Origin of the sequence: Microcystis sp. M169S2, from assembly GCF_020245865.1 — a bacterium.
Lineage (GTDB): Bacteria > Cyanobacteriota > Cyanobacteriia > Cyanobacteriales > Microcystaceae > Microcystis > Microcystis ichthyoblabe_A.
Genome location: NZ_JADBUB010000202.1, coordinates 28,466 through 49,587, shown reverse-complemented (window position 1 = coordinate 49,587; position 21,122 = coordinate 28,466). Strand labels below are relative to the sequence as shown.

Here is a 21,122-nt window from a genome sequence, read left to right as displayed (position 1 = left end):
GTTGCGGGGATCGGGGGGAAAATTCAGGTACTTTTTCCCTGAAAATTAGGTAATTGACTACCTCAAAATCGGTAAAACCCCACACCCCACACCCCACACCCCACACCCTGCCCCCAGGAAAAGCTTTTTCAGCAAACCCTATTTAACGATTTCTGCCAAAAAGATTGACTAAATCTCGCAATCTATCGCTATATTCTCCGGTTAAAGCTTCCTGACGATAGCGCCATGACCAATTCCCTTCTGCGACACTGGGGGTATTCATACGCGCATCCGATCCTAAACCTAACACATCCTGTAACGGTACGATCGCCTGATTAGCCACGGAACTATAGGCCAGTCGAATCAGATCCCAAGCCACTCCCTGACCACTGGGAGCGCCAAGATATTGATATAGTCGCGCTTTTTCGTAGTCGTTGGCGTTATCCTGAAACCAGCCCACAGTAGTATTATTATCGTGAGTGCCGGTATAAATCACACAGTTGCGTTCGACGTTGAAAGGAAGATAGGGATTACCCGCATCACCCCCAAAAGCAAAGTGGAGAATCTTCATCCCCGGGAAAGCAAAGTGATCGCGAAAATCTAGAACTGCTTGGTCGATATCGCCCAAATCTTCGGCAATAATCGGCAATTTACCCAAACGAGCGCCAATAGTATTAAAGAGATCATAACCCGGGGCCTTGAGCCAATGACCATTAATAGCATTTTCCTGGCCAAAAGCCACCGCCCAATAGGCCTCTAATCCGCGAAAATGATCGATACGGATGATATCGACTAGGGAAAGAACCGCTTTTAAACGGCGTACCCACCAGTCAAAGCCCGTATTTTTGAGATAATCCCAGTTATAAAGAGGATTTCCCCATAATTGCCCCGTTTCTGAGAAATAATCCGGGGGGACCCCCGCCACTTCCAAGGGATTACCGGTTTGCGGATCTAGTCGGAAAACCTGCGGATTTGCCCAAACATCGGCACTATTATGGGAGACATAAATGGGGATATCACCGATAATCTCGATACCGAGGGAGTTAGCATAGCGTTTTAGGGCTAACCACTGCTCAAAAAACTCAAATTGCAGGAATTTGTGCAGAAAAATCTCCTCTTGTAACTCCTGTTTCGGTGTTTCCAACGCACCCCAATGACGTTCGCGAATTTCTGTCGGCCATTCCATCCATGGTTTACCCTGGTAAGCGTGGGATAAAGCCATAAATAGGGCGTAATCCTCTAACCAATCGGCATTGCCAGCACAAAAGCCGGCAAACTGTTTGTAAAGAATTGTGTCAGAACCCTTGACAAAATTGCTCGCCGCCTTTCTAAGTAGGGGAATTTTCCAAGCGATCAATTTATCAAAATCCACTTGATCGAGGGGAAAATCGGGAATATCCTCGAAATCTGCGTCACTAAGCAGGTTTTTCTCCCGAAGAAGATCGAGACTAATCAGGAGATGATTGCCGGCAATGGCGCTAAAACTCATGTAGGGAGAGTTACCGTACCCTGTGGGGCCTAAAGGGAGAATTTGCCAGAGTTTTTGACCACTTTGAGCCAAAAAATCGATAAATTGATAGGCTTCCCTACCTAGTTCTCCAATCCCGTAACGGCCGGGGTGACTGGTGGGATGAAGCAAAATACCGCTAGAACGGCTAAAAGCCATGAAAAAACCCCCTTATCAGTGATTCGGTTAGCAGTTATTAAGTGTTTAAAGCTGAATGCTCACTGCTATCTCCAAGCTAACCCGATCTCGATCGATAACGGCAATACTTAACAACTTTATTAGACCTATAATGTAGGGTCTGCTGAAAAAGTTTGTTGGTGGGGTTAGGGTGTGGGGTTTTATCGATTAAGATTCTTTTGTCTTTGCGAGTGGTTCGGTAAGTCTGATCCAGTGATTAGGTTTTTCAGTATAGTTATTTTCTCTCTTGCCAAAACTTTTCAGTTAACAGAGTATCCACATCCTTCGCAAAAGGACAAACATCAGGAAAACTGGTATCAGGATAATCCTCGCGCACCGACTCCAACGCTTCCCCGTAGGATTCCCCAAAGATCTCGACTAGAAAGCTTTTTAAACTCGGTGAGTATTTAAACTCTTTTTTTAACTCGTTGCGAAAATTCCGGATCTCGATCTCCCATCCCCGATAACAATCCGGGAGAGCGACATAACACCGTTTTAAGAGATGCTCCAGTAAACGAACCAGAAAACTATGAACCGATTTACGCTGACCAATTCCCAAGGATTCCACCTCCTCGATTAAATTGTCCAGATCGATCGCAGCGAAATCTCCGGCTTTTAATCGATCTACTGTTTCGTCGATCCAGAGAGCGAAATCGGTATCGTAGAGCGTTTTCGTGGTTGTTGGTGTCATGCTCACGTCCTCTCGGTATTCTTTCACTATCCTAGCCGAACCGACTCAAAACTTTTTTTAATACTTCCAACTCCTCTAAGATTATAGATATCTTGTGAGAACCAAACTCCGTTTTGCCTTTTGCATGAGTAGAAAACGGGTTTCTCCGAGAAACCCGTTTTCTGTGCGTTACTCACTGAACTTCTCCCATACATATCTACTACAATAGCCGAAAACCCTTATCCATCAGACGACAGATAATCTATCACTGGACAACAACTTAAGCGGGTGAGGGGAATCGAACCCCTATCATTAGCTTGGAAGGCTAGGGTTTTACCACTAAACTACACCCGCATTTTCTTAGCACTTTCGTTAGCATAACACGAATTGCCGATTTTTACAAGTAGGGATTTTCAGCTTGTTAATCGCCCCTAGATGGTTATAAATTGCCTAAAAATCCCGATCGCTCCTTTTTATCCCCGATTTGGCTAAAAGTTTCTTCCACGCGATCGAGGTCTAGTTGGGAGAAATTATCGATCGCCCAGTTGGACACTCTCTGCATAAAATGGAAGGGATAGGTATGAGCGATTCCCACCACCTGCATTCCCGCTCTTTTTGCCGCTTCGCAACCGGCAAAAGTATCTTCAATCACCAGACATTCCCAGGGTTGCAACTGTAGATTAAAATTCCAACGATTGAATCTTTCTACGGCCAGTAAATAACCATCCGGTTGGGGTTTACTGGTGCTGATCTCATCACCGGTGACAATGACACTAAAGTAATCCCAAAGGCCCGTCTGTTGCAAGATTGATTCTACTTCCGAGCGTATTGCTCCCGTCACCAAACCGATTTGTAGATCCCTGGCCTTAACCCGTTTTAAAAAAGAGTATATCTCTTCATAAATAGGAAGTTTCTCTAATTTTCCTAATCTTTCTCGGTATAAACTGGTTTTTTTGTTAATTAACTTAGTCAGATACTCCTCGGTTACTTGACGACCGCGACGGGTGAGAACATTACGCAAACAGACGCGATCGCTTCTTCCCAGACATAACTCCGCAAATTCCGACCCTAGGGGCAGTAAATTTTCCCCGAGCAAGATTTCATTAATTAACTCTTGATGGATCGGTTCATCATTGATGATCACCCCATTAAAATCGAACAGAACAGCCTTTAACATCAATCTTAGACAGAAAAGCTAATAAATACTCAGTGTTCTTGATTATACTAAAGTTTTTCGTCGGGGCCGGGCGGGTCTTGTCCCTGACCCCATCTCAACAAACAATTTTAACCGGAAAATTGCCAAGGCCTTGACAAATTTCCAGATTTGTTCTATTATTTTGTTGTAGTGGGAATCCGTGCTGCCCTGTAACCCCCCTATTTTGGGTTTGCTAAAAAAGTACGGGCGAAGCATTCGGATAGAAAATCTACGGTTTCAGTGATAGGTTATTGCCCGAATGCTTCGCCCCTACAGGACGCGGGCCGATGAAGACGCAAGGTTTTGAAGCACGATTCTCTCCTTGCACCTGTTTCGCAAGACAGACCCCCAAAACCCTTGCCTTGCCTACATTTCACATTTATTAAGCAAGCCCCATTCTGGGCTGAGATATTAGCCAAAAATATAACAAAAGAATTTAGGTCATTGTTTCTTGTTTCGTTTCCGATACCCAACGACGGAATAATTCCACAGCAATCCGATAACGAGAGTCTTGGCATTCGATGACATGATGATTTTCAAGGGTTTTTAGGGCCCAGTCGAGAGTTGTGGCAGTTAATCCGGTGCTGGACAGTAAATCTGCCCGGGTTAATCCTTGCAGATGGGGAGAAAGAACTATTAAAATTTCCTGTTGTCCGGCCGCATCTTGTTTAGCCTGTTTCCAGACACCCGTAAAATAATAATTCCCCCTTTGGAAAAACTCAGCATCGATGGCTTTTTCCACATCTTCCACCTGAAAACGAATATCTTGGGGACGTTGCAACTCAAAGACCTGTTTATTATAAAAACGTACCAGATGAAAGCCGATCAGTTGTACTAAATAGGGTTGACCGTGGGTAAATTGATAAATTTTGTCCAAAGCGGATGGGGTATAGTCTAGGGGAAAATCCTCGTCTTCCCCAACGGGATTAGCGAGGATAACGCGAGTAGATTCAGGAGAGAGGAAACTGACCGGAATCGGGTAAACACTGCCAAAAAAAGGATGAAAATAATCGGCAGTCATCTCCTCTAGGGTATGTAATCCGGCAAAAACAAAAGCTAGACGCGGACTACTCTGGACAAGGGAACGCAGATAGCCGAGGAAATTCCGGGGGAGGGTATTCGCTTCGATTAAATCCTCAATTATCTCGAACTCATCGAGGGCAATAATTAAACCGGTTTTAGCTTTTTCCGGCAGAATCTGGCGCATCAGACGGTCTAAATAACGATTAAAATACATTTCTGGATGTTGGGAGATTTTTTCCTCTTCTGGGGCATCAATTGCCAAAGTTTGGGCGATTTCCTCAGCCATAGTCAGGAGAACTTCGGCTAGGCTGGTTACTGTGGCCAAGCGCTGTAAATTAATGTAGATAACCGAGACATTTGGTGGGAGATAGGCCTCCAGATTGCGTAGAATCGAAGTTTTACCCATGCGACGATGACCATAGAGAACTACGGAGGATAGGTTATCTCCGGACCACATTGACTGAAGTTCCCGCAGGATATCCCCACGACCAACAAAGCGTTTACCGATCACCGGATCACCGATAGTGTAGAGATTAGGAATCTGTTGGGTAATAGTTACCGTTCCCACCGTTTTCGCGATGGATGTGCTAATTTTTGCCCATTTTTCGGCGATAGAAAGGATTAATTCTTTTTCTGCTTGGGGTAAATTGGCCGCCTTTTGGTCGGTTATATCCCTTAATTCCCCGATAATCCGATTAAGAGCGAGGGATCTGGTCTGTTGGGAGTAACTTCCCTGGACTAAAGCTATTTCTGTGATAACTCGATTTAAACTGCTGATAGCTTGCCAAGTTTGCGGACGTAATGACGGTTCTGGGGCAATGGGGGCAACCTCCAGGGAAGCGATACTATCGGGAGTTGCTGCCAGACTAAATCGGTGTAAAGTTTGGGCGAGGCTATACATTTCTTCCCCGTAGGCGAGGGAACGTACCACAGCAAAGGCTTTTTCGGCTTTTTCGGTGTCCTGTTGGTGAAGATACCAAAAACCAGCGGCGGCGGCACGAGCAGGGGTATCTAGACGGATTTTGCTGTCAGTAAGAAAAAACAGTTTCGCGGACGCATATTTTAACAATTGCCAATCGGAGGGATTTTCTGCCAGACGGGACACCCGATAGATAATTTCTGCCTCTGGGAATTGCGATAAAACGCGGTTAATGGCGACAAGGACAGGAATAAACTGGCGGCTGTACCGAAAGTATTGATTGAGGTTATTAATAGCCGTTTCCCAGTCTTGCTGTAACCATTGTTGTAGAGTCGAGGTTAACCCCGGCAGCGGTAGAAAGGTAATACGGGGAAAAAGTCGCCCTTGAGGGCCAGCAAAAAGCCCGATTAGCCAATTATCAGGACGGAAAAAGGCGAATATAAACCCCACGCCGTGCCCCACGCCCAACACCACGCCGTGCCCCACGCCCAACACCACGCCGAACACCACGCCGGACACCACGCTGGACACCACGCCGGACACCACGCTGGACACCACGCTGGACACCACGCCGGACACCACGCTGGACACCACGCTCGACACCACGCCCAACACCACGCCCAACACCACGCCGGACACCACGCCGAACACCACGCCGGACACCACGCTCCACACCACGCCCAACGCCACGCCCAACGCCACGCCCAACACCACGCCGGACACCACGCCGAACCACACGCCGAACACCACGCCGAACACCACGCCGGACACCACGCCCACCCAATTAACAGAAAGTCCTAAATTTGCCGCTATGCTACAGATAATCAGAGGGGTAATTACAGTTAAGAGAAGACCCTGAATCCCTAGACGCAATTGTACGGGATGGTCGCGGAGAAATTGCCTTGTATCGCGCCATGTTTTCTGTTCTTTTAATTTATCGCCGCCGCCTCTCGTTTCCACATACCAGCGCACTGCTTGGGGAAAATAAAACACCCAGTACAACAGCAAAAGATAATCAAAGGGATTCCATAAAGATAAATCGCGTTTGAGTTTAGGAGCGAGATTAATTCTAGGGACGGTGCTTTCCTTCATAATTTTTATCTCTAGCTATTTACCCGGTGATGGTTTATTAAGTAGTTAGGTGTTACTCAAGGTAGGATCAAACCCCCCTTATCAAGGGGGGTAGGGGGGATCAAACCCCCTTATCAAGGTAGGATCAAACCCCCCTTATCAAGGGGGGCAGGGGGGATCAAACCCAAAATTAAATCAACTTATTGTTTAGTTATAACCTAAGTTCGGGATGCTGAGTTATTGACTTTGGTTTGATAAAGTTTAAAACAACTTTGCATCACCTCTCGCGGCTTTCCTTGACTTTGCCTAACAAGAGAACTTATTTCCTCCTCAGTAAAAGTCACTCCAGTTTGAATTAGACGATGACTAATAAACTCTTTAATTTTAGCTTCATCCCATAATTTAATCGGAAATTGTTGACAAATTCCCTCGAAAGGTGAATCACCTCCTTTATTATCAGGAAATAAAACATCAAGGGAACGATTAGCCGCTACTACTAATCTTAAAGGTGGATCGGGACGATTGGCTAACTCTCTTAATTGACTTCTAAGCTGATAGCTGAAATATTTTTGAGTCATATTATCTACCACATCCAATAATAACAGGATTTTATGTTTTTCTAATTCCCTAGTTAATCTAGTTCCTTTGAGCGGTTTATCGTAATTCGCAGCTATACCAATCTGATGACATAATTCATAATAAAAATCCTTATCTCCTGCTAATCCTTCTAAGTTTAGATATAAGGGTTGTCGATGACTAAGCAAATACTCCCTTGCTTGATGGTAAATTCCCCAAAGCAGGGTGGTTTTTCCCGTTCCCCTTTCCCCGATAATAGCAGCACTACTGCCGGAATTTAAAACCTCAAAAATATCTTTAATTTCTTGTTCTCGGCCAAAAATCTGCTGAATTTCTTTAATACCTCCGGAAGTGGGTTTAAAAGGATTATGGGCATTTTTTTGGGGTTGTAATTGCGGAAAATATTTAAAAATAGTCTGAACTGGAATCGCTCTTCCTCCTAAATCACTATACTCATCTCTGGTTATATTCACCACTCCGCACACTTTCCCCGTGCGTAAATTTAACAGAGGTGAACCACTAAAACCGGGTTGTACTTGCCCTAATTTAAACTTGATTAGGGGGTTTTCATCCCCCGTTAAACCTATATACTCAAAGTCACTAGGATCACCGTTCGGATAATCGTTGGTATAGCCGAAAGTGTATAATTTATCTGTTAATTGTAAATCGTGATCAAAATCGACATATTTGTGATCTAAAGACGAGTTTAATTGTAAAAGAGCCAGATCGATCCCATCTAGATTCGGTAAGTTGATAATTTTAGCCCCAGAAATTTGACCTTGCCAAATTATCTCGATAGTCTCGCGATTATCCCGCGCATCTTTCACCACATGAAGACAGGTCAAAATTAACCCTTGTCCCACAAAAAAGCCTGTTCCTGACCCATAGATTAACTTTAACCTGACAGTGTACGGAGGTAGAGATTCCGGGGTAAGCATTTAATCAATTTATCCTCCCCATTCTAGGGTAATTTTTAAATTTCCCTTTCCTTCACCTTCCACAATTAAAGCGGTTAGTTTACCAGATTTTATCCTGACTTCTACCCCAAATTCTACGGTGGCCTTTTTGGGCTGCACTTTACTTATCGTAGCAGCGATCGATTCAGTAACTGCCTCAATTGTATCAGCCACACTTTGAAAGTCAAATATTTGATCGGATACTTCCCGTTCACCACCGAAACTTCTCGCTTCCACTAACATGGTGACATTTTCTTTAACTTTAACTGAAATAATCTCAGATTTAGATTCTGGCATAAGGCTCCTCCAATGACCCGTTTATGGTTTTCTCGATTGCTTCTCGGACAAACTTATAGCGGAAGTAAAAAGGCTTATATATATTTCGGCACGGATTCCCATTATAATAAAAAGTATAGGTCAAATCGAGGAATTTTGTCAAGTCTTTTTTGCCATTAATCTATTTGTGTTATGCAGTGGAGGGGGTTATAAGGAATGAAACCCCGATAGAGACAGACATTGCTGCGATTTTTGTCAATTGTTTTCGCTCTAGAACAAACTAATCAATTAAGTCTCTTGCCAGATAAGGATTTAGTCAATTTATGCCCCCATATCGAACCATACCAAGTAACGAGGAACCTTCTTTTTCCTCTTCTTGAATCGCCGATTTCGGGACAATGACGACGTTAACCGATTCCTCGGCTTCGTTGAATAGTTCTAAAACATATCCTTCCTCACCCCCCTTCGGATGGGGAACTATATCGACAAGAATCGCCGAATCACCCTGCTTAAGATTGTATTCGGGAACGTCGCGGGCTAGGGTCACTTCTTCGTAGAGTTGCGCCATGGTTTATTTTTCCTTTCGGGGTTTGAGGGTGATAAATTGAAATTGATGATCTAGGTTTCGTTTTAGCCAAATCGTGACAACGAATAGGGGAACTTGATTACTGCTGATTAATTCCCCCTCGACTCGATCGAAGGTTCCCTATTCGATTCACCGATCAAGTGTATTAATTGATATTGTTTCAAGTTTTTTTTGGGGTTGTAATTGCATAATTTTTTTTTGAAATAGTCTGGACTAAAAAGGCTTATATATATTTCGGCACGGATTCCCATTATACTAGAAAGTATAGGTTAAATCGAGGGATTTTGTCAAGTTTTTTTTGCCATTAATCTATATAATTTTCGGGCTGCTCACCAGTCATTGTCCTGAAAAAAATTATGCCCCGGTTTGTTAAACAAGCATATATGCAGCGTTTAATCAAGTCAGTCCCGATGAAAAAATTTTCACCCCCACAGATGAAAGAGGTTTCTTTCCCTACACCCCACACCCTACACCCTCTTTCAAGACAGCACAGGAGGCAAAAAACGAGTTATTGGACAGAAAGAGGCGATGGGATGTTATTATTTAAAGCCGATTCCCCGGAAGCAGCCGAATCGATCATCGGGCAGCATCCCCTGGCGAATAGTAGTGGAATAGGCTATTAAAGGAGTGAACCCTGTGCAAATATTCACAACAATCCCTGGTTTACGCACTTTTTTGGCTGATTATCGCCATGATCATAGTATTGCCCTCGTGCCAACCATGGGCGCCCTCCATAAAGGTCATGCTAGTCTAATTCGACGCGCAGTGACGGAAGCGGAGGTAACTGTGGTCAGTATTTTTGTTAATCCTCTACAATTTGGCCCCACAGAGGATTTTTCTCGCTATCCCCGCAGCCTTGACAGCGATCGCCAATTGTGTGAATCTTTGGGAGTTGCTGCTATTTTTGCTCCCAGTGCGGAAACTTTAGGAATTGGTAATTCTGAGGAGATAACCGCAGTTGTTCCCCCGATTTCTCTGACTAGCGGGTTATGTAGTGCTTTTCGTCCGGGACATTTTCAGGGAGTAGCCACAATTGTCACGCGGTTGTTTAATATTATTGCACCGACGATCGCCTATTTTGGCGAAAAGGATGCCCAACAGTTAGCGATTATCCGGCAATTAGTCAGGGATTTAAATTTAGCGATCGAGATTCGCGCTTGTGCTACAGTGCGAGAAACATCGGGATTAGCAGTTAGTTCTCGCAATCAGTATCTATCGGCCGCAGAAAGGGAAAAAGCGACAATTATCGCCCAAAGTTTGCAATTAGCCCTCGAAAGTTTTCGTTTAGGGGAAAGACAAAGGGAAAAATTACTGGCTATTGTGCAAAAAAATCTCGACAGAGTGCCAGAATTTCGCCCTCAGTATCTGGATTTAGTCCATCCCCAGAGTTTACAACCGATCGAGCAGATCGAGACAGGGGGACTGTTAGCGATCGCTGGATCGGTCGGCCAAACCCGTTTAATTGATAATATTATCTTGCGTCAACGTCGGGCAGTTATCGCTATTGATGGACCTGCTGGAGCAGGAAAATCGACGGTAACGCGCTTAGTAGCCGAAAAATTGGGGTTAACCTATCTCGATACCGGTGCGATGTATCGCGCGGTGACATGGTTAGTGGTGAATTCCGGTCTGGATTTGTCCGCAGAAGCGGCCATCGCCGAGTTATTATCTTTAGCGAAGATAGAAATAATCCCGGCCGATAGTCCCGAAAATGTGACTATAGTGAAGATTAACGGGCAGGATGTGACTTTAGAGATTCGCTCTCCCGCAATTACCTCGCAAGTGTCCAGAATTGCCGCTCAAAAAGCGGTGAGAGAGCAGTTAGTCACCCTGCAAAGACAGCTGGGAATGTCGGGGGGAATAGTTGTGGAAGGTCGGGATATTGGTACTAATGTTTTCCCAGAAGCGGAATTAAAGATTTTCTTGACAGCGACACCCGAAGAAAGAGCCAGAAGGAGATTAAAAGACTTAGAAGCGCAGGGAAATGGTGGGATTAGTCTCGCAGAATTAACCCAAGAGATTGAAAAAAGGGATTATTTGGATAGTAATCGCTCCCTAGCACCCCTGCGAAAAGCCACAGATGCGATCGAAGTTAATACCGATCATCTCACTATTACAGAAGTCACGGAAAAAATCATTGCTCTTTATCATCAAGGAGAAGAAAATCAATGGAGAAGCCTCTAGTTTTTTTAGATACTGATGTTTTGATTTCTTATCTACGAGGAGATCTTGCCAGTGTGCATTTATTTGATCGAGAAATACTCGATCGCGTTTGTCTTGCTATTAATGCGATCGTTTTACAAGAGTTATTATTTTTGGCAGAAGTTCGTAATCATCCTGAAATAGTCGATCGGATTCAAGAAAAGGTGACTATCTTGGATTTTGATTTAGTAAAACTTGATCAATATTGGCAAAATGCTAGAGATATTCGCAATATTTTGGTACACTCGAATGATGTTTTAATTTTAAGTAGTGCCGCTAATTGTGATTATTTAGTTACCTATGATCAAAAACTTAAAAAAGCCTCTAGTTATCTATATAACTCTAAACCGATGGTAGTAACACCTGAAGAATTATTAGCTCAACTTGAAAGTAAAGTTTAGTGTAAAGGTTGACAAAATTGAAAATCTATTTAGATACAGGTGTTTTTATTGATTACCTGAGTCCCTTGATCTTGGGAGGAATAAATTTACGTCCTACAAATCGCCGTGGTCGCACTCCTGCTCAACTATCTCAAGATGCCGAAAGTGTACTTAAAAAAATCGCTTCTTCACACTTAGCAGCAACATCCAGTCTGACCTACTATGAAGTCGAAGAAGCACTATTTAAGCAATTTACTTCTGTGACTATAGGGATGGAAAATGCTAGTAACTTTAGGGTTTTAGCTGCTCGTTCAATTGTAGTGCAAACTTTTAATGTAGTGAGGTTTTTCGGAATCACTGCTCTCGATCTTACTTCTACAATCGTAGAATTACAATTAAATTGTTTGGAACTACAAATGAGAGGTATTAGAGCTGCTGATGCGCTCCATGTAGCGACGGCTATTCACTTTAACGCAGAAGTATTTATTTCAGTAGATGAAGATTTGCTGAAACTCAATACATTAATTACTAATAATCAAGGAAATGCTATTAATTTTTGTGATACTGATACGGCTTTGTTACTTATATAATTTTATCAAGTTTGTTTGGGTTCCCTAATGTAAATTCTAGGTGATAATCATCACAAAAACTTATGCTTATAAATTCCCTTACTATCAAATCTATCTGTTTAACGGTAACTTCCTTGATAATTATCGGCAGTCCAGCTATATCTTTAGCCGATCACAGATCACCAATAACTTTAGCTTCTCGGGATTTATCAAACCAGCAACAGGGAAAAAAAATTATTCTTAATGGTCGTTCTTTGCCCGTTTCTTGGCGACAGTGGACAGCAGCAAATAGTACCAGAATCGCCATGGGTGACACGGGAGCAAGACAATTATTCGGCATGGATTTTCTTAGCACAAATGATCCAAAAAAGCAACCGATAAACTGGTTTAATTTACAAACTTTATCAGCTAATTTGATCAATTCCGATCGCTGGCTGGACGTTACAGATATTTTACTAAAAATGGGGGCAACAACCACTATTAATGGTGATAGTTTAACTATTAACTTTCCTGCTCCTCAGATGCAAGATATTCAGCTAGAAAATTATGGAGCAGTACAAAGGATTATTATTCAACTCGATCGCCCGACCTTTTGGCAAGTTAGTCAGGCAAAAAATCAAGCAGTGATTACCCTAGAAGGAAATGCCCAGCAATCCCTTATCTCTAAGTTTCAACCCCAAACTATCAGCAACAGTAATCAAAATAACGATGAAGATGATCTCGGTAACTCCAATAATAACTTAGCCACTCAGATCACTTCCTTAGAAAATAATGGAGTTATCAGTCGTTTAAAAATTAACCTTCCCACTGCCTACGGATTACAGATCAGCAGTGTGGATAATCCTCCCCGAATTATCATTGATTCTCGTCCCGATGCTATGGATGAAAAGCGCATTGTTTGGCAAACAGGGTTAATCTGGAATCAAAAATATATCCAGTTAGACAAAGATTGGTTTCCCGTGACTTGGTTAGAAATCGATCCCAGAAATCCCCAGATAACTATTAAACCAATCACCGCTAATTCCACCTCAATGCGCGGCACTAATCCCCTGATCACGATTAATAGCGAAAGTAACGCAGTAGCGATGATTAATGGCGGCTTTTTTAATCGTAATAATCAGTTACCTTTGGGAGCAATTCGTGTGGATGGCAAATGGTTATCTGGACCAATTTTAAACCGAGGAGCGATCGCATGGGATAATCGTGGTAAAATCAGGATCGATCGCCTCAGTTTAGAGGAAACCCTCATTACTGCCACCGGACAACGTTTTCCCCTAACCCATTTAAATAGTGCTTTCCTAACAGCCGGCTGCAGTCGTTATACTCGCGATTGGGGAAGTAATTATCATCCCCTCACCGAGCGCGAAACCGGGTTAGTCGTCCAAGGCGATCGCGTAACGGAGAAATTAAATAATCTTTCCCCACAGAACAGTATAGACATACCAGAAAATGGCTATTTAGTCATCTGCCGAAAGACAGATATTAATTTAAAGATTGGTGAAAGAGTCAACCTCGATAGCGTCACCCTACCGGGAGATTTTGCTGATTATCCCCAGATTTTAGGTGCAGGTCCCCTATTATTGCAGAATGGACGCATAGTTTTGGATGGAAATGCCGAAAAATTTAGTCCGGCATTCCAAAATCAACAAGCTTCCCGCAGTGCGATCGCAGTTAGCCAAGAAGGAAAAATTTTGCTAGTTGCTATCCATAATCGCGTCGGGGGAAGGGGGGCAACTTTAGGCGAATTAGCCCGAATTTTGCTGTTAATGGCGGCAAAGGACGGTTTAAACCTAGATGGGGGTAGTTCCACCGGGATAGCCTTGGCGGGTTATCTGCTCGATCGCTCTGCCGTTACCGCCGCAAAAGTCCATAATGGAATAGGAATATTTTTATCCCCGTCTCCTTGAAAGGTGTGAAAACAATGGATAATAGCGACTGGATTAAACAATTGCTGCTGATGGGTATTGGCACCACTTCCATGGTGGCAGAAAAGATCAAAGAAGTGAGCGACGAATTAGTCAAAGACGGTAAAATCAATTCTGATCAGGCTAAAAACTTTGTCGATGATCTGATGACACAGATGAAGTCTGAACAGGGGAGCTTCGAGAACAACTTAGAACGCTATATTCGCCAGATTTTGCAGGATTTAGGGGTTCCCCGACAATCGGAAATGGACGAACTGCGGGGAAGGATTGATAGATTAGAACGACAGGTGAGAGACTTAGAGAATAAACTCTGGCGTTAGGGAACTATGAAATCAATGCGCGAAATCTTGCTCAGTTTTGCTATCATTGCGGTTTGTGGCTTATTTTTAATCCTTGCTTCCCTCTTTGGTGGAGGGGAAAAAGCCAATGCGATCGCCGCAGAAATAGATCCACCCGCTATCACTCAAACTATTAATAAGGAAATCATCTCCATGGATTTAGATCAAGCAGTTACCACCGATTCGGGACTAAAATACATCGATATCGTGGAAGGAACTGGAGAAACTCCCCAAAAAGGTCAAAAAGTAACTGTTCACTACACGGGAACCCTGACAGACGGCAAAAAATTCGATAGTTCTAAGGATCGCAATCAACCTTTTACCTTTACCATTGGAGTTGGTCAAGTGATCAAAGGATGGGATGAGGGAGTCGCATCGATGAAAGTCGGTGGGCAGCGTACCTTAATTATCCCCCCGGAATTGGGTTATGGTGCGCGGGGTGCCGGTGGGGTGATTCCTCCCAACGCGACTTTACTTTTCGATGTGGAATTGTTGGGAGTTAAATAGGTTTTTCCTCTGATTTTTCACTTCTACCCGCATCGATCCTGAATGCGGGTTTTTTGACAAATTGCTGGAAGCTAAGGGTAAAATCAGGAAGATTTAGTAAATTCTAGACCGTTTTCGCTACCGTAACGTTCCATAAAACGCATAAAACGATCCCACTCTGCGGGAGAATTAAAAATAACCGTAGCTTCGATCGCCGTGGGTTTACCGTTGATGAATTTGCCTTTTACTTCCCTGGTGACGATTTCTCCTTCTTCATCGACGAGATACATCCCCGTGATTTCCTCGGTTTGTTGATCTCCGAGGATAGTCGGTTGATCAAAATAAAATTTTGCCGATCCCTTCTCTCCCGTTTTAGTGCGACTTAAGCGGATATCGGGAACAACTGGTTCTTTTAACCCCCTGGAAAACTGAATTTCTGCCATTACTTTTCTTTATCCTTCTCATAAAATAGACATTTCTAGATCATCTCACACCAAGTCGCAAGTAAAAAGCAGATGGGACACCATAAACTTAAAGTATCCACGGTAAACTCGCGGGGGTGGGTTTGACTGATGAAAGATCACTTGTAAACCTCTCCCTTCCCACTGATAACCAATAACTGAGATGAGATGGTTTTATTAGAAGCAGCGGTTCATTCTTCCCTACGCGCTTTTTTACGCGAACAAGGACGCTTTTACTGGTCTCATCATCTCACTATGGGGCGACTGGTGGCTAGAGCTTTACGCTTAAAACGGTCCTCTCTGATACAAACTGGAACTACTCTCACCCGTTATTGTCTCAGTTATCTCACCCCGGCTCTTTTGGGTGATACACCTGTTCTGATTGTTGCCCCAGAGTCGGAAGTAAACCTACTGTTAGAAGTGGAAATCCCCCATCTGCAAGCATGGTTACAAACTCAGCGAGATATCCTCAAAAGCGATCGCTTTCCCGCTAATTTTACCGGTTTACTCCTCACCACACCCCAACAATGGTTAGAGGATAAATTGGGCAATCTCGGTCATTTTCCCCAGAATATCGCCACTATAATCGATCGAGCCGAAGATTTAGAAACTTGTCTAGTAGATTATCTCACCGTCACCATTACTCCCGAACAATGGTCTGCTTTAGAGTCAGCATATCCCCAGCATAGAGAGTTTATAGACTTAATTAAAGCACAACTTGGCCAAAGTATTCTTGGTCATCCCATTAATCCCTATAATTGCTATCTTATTGATGCCAAAGAAAAAGAATATATAATTGCTCTCCTGCAACGCTTACATCAAGATTTAGCCACTGATTCTGCTTGGCAACTTTTAGCGGCAAAAATCCCCGAGCATAATTATCTCCTCTGGACATCGGTAGATCGAGATCGAGAAGAATTTACCCTAAAAATCAGTCCTTTGGAGGTGGCTAGTTTTTTCAAACCAATTTGGCAGCAACAACCCTTTGTTTTAATCGGCAGTTTTTTAGATAGCGAAAAATCCGCTAATTTATACCGTCAAAATCAGGGTATCGGAGATATTTTAACTTTAAAGTTTGCAGCTGATCGCGAAAGTGAATATATTCATTTATATCTACCCGATCGCATCAGCGCCCCCAATACCCCCGAATTTCAACCGATGTTATTAAAGCAAGTGCGGGAATTAGTTAGTGCTAATCATACCAGTGAACAACCGATAGTAATTCTGATTGAAGATGTTCCCCTCAAGGCACAAATTGCCACCCAAATGGCAGCCGATTACGGTTCGCGAGTGCAAGTGGAAAAAACCGAGATTAATAGTAATACTATTCTCGTTTGTGGTTGGCAATTCTGGCAAACCCATCAAGAAAAATTTCCGACTCCCAGTTTATTAATTATCGCTACTTTACCCTTACCCTCCCCCGAAAATCCTCTCGTTGCTGGCAAAATTGCTTACTACAAACGACAACATCTCGACTGGTTTCGTGCCTATCTTTTACCCACAGCAGTGAGGGAAATTCAGAAATCTGTTCAGTCTCTCCGGGAGTGTCAGGGTTGTGTGGCTGTCCTCGATAATCGTGTCAATGCCCGCAGTTATGGCCGACAAATTCTCTCCGCTTTAGAACCCTATGCTAAAGTTAATTATCTCGATCAACAATTTTTTCAAGATAAAGATTAAATCAGTTATCAGTTATCAGTTATCAGATGGGGTGCATCTCAATTTTGTAGAAATATCTATATTACATTTGGGCGCACGCAGTGCGCCCCTACCATTGACGCGATAATATTATTGTAGGGGCGAATTGCATTCGCCCTCTTGGAATAACTTCTGCTGCTCACCAATATGTGAGAGAATGTCACCAATAAGAGATGCACCCTATCAGTAATCAGTTCACTGTTCACTGTTTACTGATCACTGATCACTGATTACTGATAAAATCTCCCCCAGAGCCATATTTCCAACTATCCAAATAACGATGATAAAGATATTTTTGCTTGTCGGGTAACTTTTCTAAAACAGGTTTTAAGCTGGTTGCTAAGGGATATAAAGCACTATACAAAGCTAAATTAAAATAATGTCCTGTCCAATCGATAAAAGGACTGATACCCACTTGCGGAATCATCGGTAAAACTAATTGAGGATTAACCAAAGGCAAAGTTTTTGAGAGGGAAGAAAACTGCACCACATCCTGTAAAAATGGTTTTAATACCTCATCTCCCAACTTATCCATTACCCGAAAAACTCCACTCATTAAGTGATTAATTTGATTGGGATTAGGGTTAGCAGACATGGCAACACTCATAGTTTTTTGAAATAGCCAAGTTACCGATATATTCGGTTGATAGGGTTGTAAAAGGGCTAAATCTTCTCGGTTTAAAGCATCGATTTGTAAAGCTTCCTCGATGGCAAAAGTTAGCCTTTTTAAATGCCTAACCATTGCCCCAAAACCGCCAAAACTTACCGGAGATTGACTACCGCTACTATCTCCCACTGCCAGAATTCTTGACCAAGGCATTTTTAAAGGACTTTGACGATAGGCAGGGAAAAAACCCGCTAGAAAACGCTGAAATTTGACCGCTTCTAAATCTACCTTTTGATACTCCGGCAGTAATCTTAAATACTCCTCCATCAAAAATTCTAAACTAAAGCGATCGGGATGGGTATCAAGATAGGTAAATAAATAAGTTGTCCGACCATCCCTAGCGGGAAATGCTTCCCAAAAGTATTGACATTGGTGCAAGATTGGGGTAAAAGAATAAATCAAATCACCAGTTTCATTACTGGGAAAACCCTGACCGCAACTACCCACCACTAAACAAACTCCATCGGGTTTTTCTCCTTTTCTGGCCTGTTTTGCAATTGGCGAAAAATGACCCATGGCATCGGTTAATAAACGGGTTTTTAAAGTTACTTCTCCCGTTTTAACCATTACTCCATCGGGATGAATAATTGCCCCGCTAAACCCCGAATTTTCTAATAACTTTCCTCCCGCTTGCAAAAACTTATTTTTTAAAGTCTCTAGCAAATAAACTGGATCAACACCAATATTTAAAATATCTCTAACCCAAAGCTCATAACCTTGATAAAATCCCACCCTAGCAGGATTATATTCCGTCGCTATCGCTTGATTTAATTCTGCTTCGGTCAATAAATCTAACTCTAAAAAACTGCTTAATTCTAAACGTGAAATATTCCACTCCTGCTCACGACCGCGCAGAATACCTCTTTCTAATAATGCCACACGCCAGCCCCTAGTTTGCAAAGCAGCCCCGATGAAAATTCCCAAGGTTCCCCCCGCAATAACTAGATCAAAATCCGTCTCTCCTAAAGATTCTTGACTTTGATTAATTACCGTGGGAATAACTAGATTTTCTAAACGCAAAGCTTGCCAAGCTCGATCGCTGGCTCGCAATTGTTGTAAACTCTGAGAAGATACTCGATCGAGTAAAGATGCAACTAAAGACATAATCTTATATCAGTTATCAGTTATCAGTTATCAGTGATTAGTTATCACCATATCCAGAGGAGAAAACTACTTAGATTGGAAAAACTTTTTCCCTTCTTCAATGAGTTTATTAATATCCTTGAGAGAAACCCCAAAAATTGCCAAAACTCCCGTAAAAACTAATAAAAAACCGATAAAACTATTCCGATCATAGAGAAATAAACCCACTAAAACGATAAAATAGGGAGAGAGAATTTTACTAATATTTTCAACTACAGTAACCACCTCTGGCGGGGGAGTCTCAACAAGATTAATATCAGTTTTATCCTGATCTGGTTCGAGATTTTGCTTAATTGAAAACATCACCTCCTGTAAGTCTTTTACCTCCGGTGGGTTCGGTTCCTTCGCTGGTTTGCCAAACATTGTTAACTACCTCGCCAATTTATCTATATCCTCTATGGTAGCCAAAAAAAGGGCAAGCCGGAAAAGCGCGAGCAAGTCGAGAAATTCTCAGCGCAATTTTCCTTAACAACCCCCTCGGCCTCGGCTGCTATAATCAGAGGAACAACTCCCAAGTTCGTTAACGGTACAAAAAAACTATGAATACCAGTCCAGACCGTGTGATTATCTTCGATACCACCCTTCGAGATGGGGAACAGTCCCCGGGTGCCGCTTTAAATGTGGATGAGAAGCTAACCATAGCACGCGCACTGGCACGACTGGGAGTTGATGTCATTGAAGCAGGTTTTCCCCACGCTAGTCCGGGGGACTTTGAAGCTGTGCAGAAAATTGCCGCCAGCGTCGGCAGCGAAGCTGATAGCCCGATTATTTGCGGATTAGCCCGCACTACCCAAAAAGATATTAAATCAGCATCCGATGCGCTCAGACCCGCCGCCAAGCCCAGAATTCACACCTTCCTAGCCACATCTGATATACACCTCCAATACAAACTTAAGAAGACTCGTCAGGAAGTTCTTGAGATTGTGCCAGAAATGGTGGCCTATGCCAAATCCTTCCTTAATGATGTGGAATTTTCCCCCGAAGATGCCGGCCGCAGCGATCCGGAATTCCTCTATCAAGTCCTCGAAAGAGCGATCGCCGCAGGAGCCACCACTGTTAATATTCCCGATACCGTCGGTTATACCACCCCTAGCGAATTTGGGGCTTTAATCCGTGGTATTAAGGAAAATGTCCCCAATATCGACCAAGCGATTATCTCCGTCCATGGTCACGACGATCTAGGGTTAGCGGTGGCTAATTTCCTCGAAGCAGTTAAAAATGGCGCTCGACAGTTGGAATGTACCATTAACGGTATCGGTGAGCGTGCCGGTAATGCTTCCCTAGAAGAATTGGTGATGGCTCTTCATGTGCGGCGCTCCTATTTTAATCCTTTCCTCGGTCGTCCAGCAGAGTCCACGGAACCTTTAACCAAGATCAACACCAAGGAAATCTATCGCACTTCTCGCTTAGTTTCTAATCTTACTGGCATGATCGTGCAACCGAATAAGGCGATCGTCGGTGCTAACGCTTTCGCACACGAGTCGGGAATCCATCAGGACGGGGTGTTAAAACATAAACTCACCTATGAGATTATGGACGCAGAATCGATCGGTTTAACTAATAATCAGATCGTTCTCGGTAAACTCTCTGGCCGCAACGCTTTTCGCTCTCGGTTACAGGAATTGGGTTTTGAGCTTTCGGAAACGGAACTTAATAACGCTTTTATCCAGTTTAAGGAAATGGCCGATCGCAAAAAGGAAATCACCGATCGCGATCTAGAAGCTATTGTTAACGATGAAATCGATACGGTTCCCGATCACTTCCGCCTTGAGCTAGTACAAGTGTCCTGTGGAAATAGTGCCAGACCCACGGCCACGGTGACGATTCGCACTCCCGACGGTAGCGAGTTATCCGATGCGGCCATTGGTACAGGGCCAGTAGATGCTCTCTGCAAAGCGATCGATCGAGTGGTGCAGATTCCGAACGAATTAATCTCTTTCTCGGTGCGAGAAGTTACCGAGGGAATCGATGCTTTAGGAGAAGTGACTATCCGTCTCCGTTACGAAGGACGCACCTATTCTGCTCGCGCGGCCGATACCGATATTATTGTCGCCTCCGCTCGTGCCTACGTCAGTGCCTTAAACCGTCTCCACGTCGCACTGCAGCAGAAGGAAAAAACCCCCGAAATGCTACAAGTCTAGATAGGGTGTTAGGGTGTTAGGGTGTTAGGGTGTTACTTGAAATTCCGCCACTACCCCATCACCCCACTTCCCCACTTCCCCCCGCAACGCGCACGCAGTGACCACCCCACTTCATAATTCATAATTCATAATTCCCACGGTGCTGTTGGAGAAAATCTTAAATTTGTCTCGCAAATTTCT

Annotated in this window: 19 protein-coding genes, 1 tRNA gene and 1 pseudogene; 9 read left to right on the top strand and 12 right to left on the bottom strand. The window is 43.4% G+C overall.

The features are described from left to right. Positions 1–142 precede the first annotated feature (142 nt). The 9 genes and pseudogenes from malQ to IM485_RS23085 form a co-directional block, all read right to left on the bottom strand. Positions 143–1,645 (bottom strand): 4-alpha-glucanotransferase, encoded by a 1,503-nt coding sequence (malQ, locus tag IM485_RS19160; protein WP_104396749.1) that lies wholly within the window; start codon positions 1,643–1,645, stop codon positions 143–145. Between the two features lie 253 nt (positions 1,646–1,898). Beyond that, the gene (locus IM485_RS19155) at positions 1,899–2,354 is read right to left on the bottom strand and encodes a DUF29 domain-containing protein (protein WP_104396750.1); all 456 of its coding nucleotides are present in this window, start codon (positions 2,352–2,354) and stop codon (positions 1,899–1,901) included. 262 nt (positions 2,355–2,616) lie between these two features. Continuing rightward, positions 2,617–2,687: transfer RNA gene (locus tag IM485_RS19150), tRNA-Gly, on the bottom strand. 85 nt (positions 2,688–2,772) lie between these two features. After that, positions 2,773–3,510 (bottom strand): HAD family hydrolase, encoded by a 738-nt coding sequence (locus tag IM485_RS19145; protein ID WP_104396751.1) that lies wholly within the window; start codon positions 3,508–3,510, stop codon positions 2,773–2,775. Between the two features lie 454 nt (positions 3,511–3,964). Further along, positions 3,965–6,562: an AAA family ATPase gene (locus IM485_RS19140; protein ID WP_287745028.1), complete on the bottom strand. Its 2,598-nt coding sequence runs from the start codon at positions 6,560–6,562 to the stop codon at positions 3,965–3,967. A gap of 197 nt (positions 6,563–6,759) precedes the next feature. Next, a complete protein-coding gene (locus IM485_RS19135; protein ID WP_287745026.1) occupies positions 6,760–8,055 on the bottom strand; it encodes a S1 family peptidase in 1,296 nt (431 codons plus the stop codon). A 9-nt stretch (positions 8,056–8,064) separates the two neighbouring features. Continuing rightward, positions 8,065–8,370: a CU044_2847 family protein gene (locus IM485_RS19130; RefSeq protein WP_271937189.1), complete on the bottom strand. Its 306-nt coding sequence runs from the start codon at positions 8,368–8,370 to the stop codon at positions 8,065–8,067. A gap of 295 nt (positions 8,371–8,665) precedes the next feature. Beyond that, positions 8,666–8,917 (bottom strand): DUF4926 domain-containing protein, encoded by a 252-nt coding sequence (locus IM485_RS19125; protein WP_287745023.1) that lies wholly within the window; start codon positions 8,915–8,917, stop codon positions 8,666–8,668. A gap of 3 nt (positions 8,918–8,920) precedes the next feature. Then, positions 8,921–9,055: pseudogene (locus IM485_RS23085) on the bottom strand (DUF6883 domain-containing protein); the annotation flags it as partial. Between the two features lie 236 nt (positions 9,056–9,291). On the opposite strand from IM485_RS23085, the gene IM485_RS19120 reads away from it, so the two are divergent. The 7 genes from IM485_RS19120 to IM485_RS19090 all read left to right on the top strand — a co-directional run bounded on the left by IM485_RS19120 (position 9,292) and on the right by IM485_RS19090 (position 14,856). Then, a complete protein-coding gene (locus tag IM485_RS19120) occupies positions 9,292–9,558 on the top strand; it encodes a hypothetical protein (RefSeq protein WP_287745021.1) in 267 nt (88 codons plus the stop codon). A gap of 13 nt (positions 9,559–9,571) precedes the next feature. Further along, the gene (locus IM485_RS19115; RefSeq protein WP_287745019.1) at positions 9,572–11,119 is read left to right on the top strand and encodes a bifunctional pantoate--beta-alanine ligase/(d)CMP kinase; all 1,548 of its coding nucleotides are present in this window, start codon (positions 9,572–9,574) and stop codon (positions 11,117–11,119) included. After that, a complete protein-coding gene (locus IM485_RS19110; protein WP_002773869.1) occupies positions 11,104–11,538 on the top strand; it encodes a type II toxin-antitoxin system VapC family toxin in 435 nt (144 codons plus the stop codon). The genes IM485_RS19115 and IM485_RS19110 overlap by 16 nt, the downstream gene beginning before the upstream one ends. A gap of 17 nt (positions 11,539–11,555) precedes the next feature. Continuing rightward, complete coding sequence (locus tag IM485_RS19105; RefSeq protein ID WP_002796199.1) at positions 11,556–12,107, top strand: type II toxin-antitoxin system VapC family toxin; 552 nt, start codon at positions 11,556–11,558, stop codon at positions 12,105–12,107. A gap of 62 nt (positions 12,108–12,169) precedes the next feature. Further along, a complete protein-coding gene (locus IM485_RS19100; RefSeq protein ID WP_287745017.1) occupies positions 12,170–13,993 on the top strand; it encodes a phosphodiester glycosidase family protein in 1,824 nt (607 codons plus the stop codon). 14 nt (positions 13,994–14,007) lie between these two features. Next, complete coding sequence (locus IM485_RS19095) at positions 14,008–14,331, top strand: phasin family protein (RefSeq protein WP_002746237.1); 324 nt, start codon at positions 14,008–14,010, stop codon at positions 14,329–14,331. 6 nt (positions 14,332–14,337) lie between these two features. Continuing rightward, positions 14,338–14,856 (top strand): FKBP-type peptidyl-prolyl cis-trans isomerase, encoded by a 519-nt coding sequence (locus IM485_RS19090; protein WP_287636594.1) that lies wholly within the window; start codon positions 14,338–14,340, stop codon positions 14,854–14,856. Between the two features lie 83 nt (positions 14,857–14,939). Here IM485_RS19090 and psb28 read toward each other — a convergent pair whose 3' ends face one another. Next, the gene (gene psb28 / locus IM485_RS19085) at positions 14,940–15,278 is read right to left on the bottom strand and encodes a photosystem II reaction center protein Psb28 (protein ID WP_002755988.1); all 339 of its coding nucleotides are present in this window, start codon (positions 15,276–15,278) and stop codon (positions 14,940–14,942) included. A gap of 186 nt (positions 15,279–15,464) precedes the next feature. Here psb28 and IM485_RS19080 point away from each other — a divergent pair, with 186 nt between their 5' ends. Further along, positions 15,465–16,973, top strand: coding sequence for a helicase C-terminal domain-containing protein (locus tag IM485_RS19080; RefSeq protein ID WP_287745015.1), 1,509 nt, complete (start codon positions 15,465–15,467; stop codon positions 16,971–16,973). A gap of 241 nt (positions 16,974–17,214) precedes the next feature. Here the strand turns inward: IM485_RS19080 and IM485_RS19075 are convergent, their stop codons facing one another. Beyond that, positions 17,215–18,762 (bottom strand): FAD-dependent oxidoreductase, encoded by a 1,548-nt coding sequence (locus IM485_RS19075; RefSeq protein ID WP_287745013.1) that lies wholly within the window; start codon positions 18,760–18,762, stop codon positions 17,215–17,217. Positions 18,763–18,828: 66 nt separating this feature from the next. Further along, positions 18,829–19,164, bottom strand: coding sequence for a hypothetical protein (locus IM485_RS19070; RefSeq protein ID WP_002783895.1), 336 nt, complete (start codon positions 19,162–19,164; stop codon positions 18,829–18,831). Between the two features lie 176 nt (positions 19,165–19,340). Here IM485_RS19070 and IM485_RS19065 point away from each other — a divergent pair, with 176 nt between their 5' ends. Then, entirely contained in the window at positions 19,341–20,942 is a 1,602-nt protein-coding gene (locus tag IM485_RS19065) for a 2-isopropylmalate synthase (RefSeq protein ID WP_287745011.1), read from the top strand. The last annotated feature ends 180 nt before the right edge of the window (positions 20,943–21,122 follow it).